At 71.8% G+C, this 2404-nt stretch carries 2 protein-coding genes; one reads left to right on the top strand and one right to left on the bottom strand.

Translation table 11 applies throughout. The features are described from left to right. Positions 1 to 1243 (bottom strand): RNA-guided endonuclease TnpB family protein (locus KS423_RS43570; RefSeq protein ID WP_224285225.1); only part of this gene is annotated, 1243 nt, incomplete at its 3' end. A 418-nt stretch (positions 1244 to 1661) separates the two neighbouring features. On the opposite strand from KS423_RS43570, the gene KS423_RS43565 reads away from it, so the two are divergent. Continuing rightward, complete coding sequence (locus tag KS423_RS43565) at positions 1662 to 2348, top strand: SMI1/KNR4 family protein (RefSeq protein WP_224285224.1); 687 nt, start codon at positions 1662 to 1664, stop codon at positions 2346 to 2348. Positions 2349 to 2404 lie beyond the last annotated feature (56 nt).

Raw genomic sequence — 2404 nt, 5'->3', positions numbered from 1 at the left:
CGGGGATTCCGGCCGTACGTGCCGCGTGGGAACTTCGCCCCATGCGTGCGCGCGTCGCCGGTGGTTGGCGCTTCACGGACCGCCTCGTGGCGAGGTCTCCACGCCCTGACACCGCATGCCCTGCGGCGTTGAGGATGTTCTTCGCGGCGTTCACGTCGGCATGGTCCCCGTGCCCGCAGGCCGTGCACCCGAAGACCGCTTGGCTCTCACGGCTCTTCGGATCCACATGCCCGCAGGCGTTGCAGGTCTGCGACGTGTACGCGGGGTTCACCAGCACCACGCGGGTGCCGGTGGTACGCGCAGCGTTGCGCAGCGCGCGTTCGAGCAGGTGCCAGCCCTTGTCGAGGATGGCCCGGTTGAGTCCGGCCTTGGCCCGGACGCCCCGGCCGGGTTGCTCGACGGTGCCCCGTGCCGAGGTGGTCATGTTCCTCGTGCGGAGGTCTTCCAGCGCCACCAGCGCGTTCGCGGTGGTCAGTGCGTGGGCGGTCTGGGCGCAGAAGTCCGCACGGCGGTGGCGGACCCGGCCGGTGATCGTATTGATCTTCGCCAGCACGGCCCGACGGCGGTTGCTGCCGCGCTCGCACCGGGCGAGCTGCTGGTGCAGGCGGCGCAGCCGTTTCGCCTCACCTTTGGTGACGTATGCGCGGTCGTGGAAGGTGGCGTCGCTGGTCGTCGCGGCCACCTTCACGCCCCGGTCCACGCCGACCGCCCGGTCCGGCAGAGCGTGCCGATCCGGAGTGTTCCTGCCGTCTTCCACCAGGAACGACACCATCCAGTGCCGTCCCTGCCGGGTGACGGTCGCCGAGCGCACCTCCCCGCCCAGTGGCCGGGACCAGCGAAAGCGCACCCAGCCGAGCTTCGGGAGCTTCACCCGTCCCCACCTGCGGCCGATCCGCTCCACCACGATCAGGTTCCCCGCCGGGAACCGGAACGACGGCGACCAGTGGGCCTTCGACCGCCACCGGACCCTGAACGTCCCGTGCTCACAGCACGCCCGGTCCAAGTCCCTCAAGGTCTGCTGCAACACATGCGACGGCGCATCCCCGAGCCACGGAAACTCCCGCTTCGCCTCCACCAGCTCGGCGGCCTGCGGCACGTAGTTCATCCACGCACCCCGCCGCCGGTACTCCCGCCGCTGCTCCAACGCGGTGTTCCACACCACCCGGCAGATGTCGCCGAACATCTCACACAACCCGGCCTGCGCCGAGTCGAGTTCAAGCCGGTACCGACGCCCGGACAACATTGCGAAACACCCCCTTCGGCTGCCGAAATCAACCTAGCCCACGCCACTGACAGCGCAGCGAATCGCGCCGCTTCGCGGCTCCGGCACAGCAAGAGCCAACCCCCAGCTGAAGCAGGGGGTCTGCACTCAAGAATTCAGATCAACCCGTTCCAGCACGCGCTCGCCCACACTCGACCCTCTTGGCGCCAAACCCACTCAATGGACAGGCCGAGCGTACGCCGAACGAAGATGCGGCCAGGGCGAACATTGCCTGACTAGCCCCCGACAACCTGGCCGCCCCGCGTACCCCGGGGCGCGCTGAGGACCCGGGCCCGTGCGCCGGTTCTCCGTTGATCATCCCCGCCCTGACCTGGCACGATCGTCCGCACCGGGGGATGACGACGGGCCGGTGCGGACGCCGTCCGCGAGGGAGGACACGGTGGAGACGACGGAGCGGGGCGCGGGCTGGGCGGGGGTGCGCGAACAGGTGCCGGCCCTGCGGACGGCGCCGTTCGCGGCGGAGGTGTTCGGTGCCCGGCGGGCGTCCGGGCACGGCTTCCTGCTGGAGGCACCGCTGGAGGAAACCGAGCTGGCCGACGCGGAGGCGCAGTTCGGCGTCCGCCTCCCGCCGGACTACCGTTCCTTCCTCCTTGAGGTGGGCGCCGGCGGAGCAGGCCCGGACTACGGGCTCTTCCCGCTGCGGCGCGACGGGCAGGGCTGGCACTGGAGCGAGGGCGGTGTCCGCAGCGACGGTGCGCTGCTCGTGCGGGCCTTCCTGTCGGCGCAGGAGCGCACGCGCCTGGAGGAGGACCTCGACGCCCGCGAGCCGGCCGAGGCGGACTTCCCCGACGACGAGTCGTACCGTGCGGCGTTCCGGGCCTGGGACGCCGAGTGGAAACGCCTGGACCAGCGGATCACGGCCGGAGCGATCTGCCTCGGCCACGAGGGCTGCGGCTACTACACCTGGCTGGTCGTCACCGGCCCGGAGCGCGGCACCCTCTGGTCCGACGGCCGCGCGGCCGACCTCTCGCTGAGCCCGCTCACCAGCGGGGCCGGCCGGCTCGGCTTCCGCGAGTGGTACCTGGACTGGCTGGCCCGAGCCGCCCGGACGGCACACGGCCGGTGATCCCGACGCCGGCCGACGCCGCCCGGCGGACGGGGCCGCGCCGGGCGCACCGGCTG

Origin of the sequence: Streptomyces sp. LS1784, from assembly GCF_020103755.1 — a bacterium.
Taxonomy (GTDB): Bacteria; Actinomycetota; Actinomycetes; order Streptomycetales; family Streptomycetaceae; genus Kitasatospora.
Note: the sequence above shows the minus strand (reverse complement) of the source record. Positions and strands in the feature narration are given on the sequence as shown.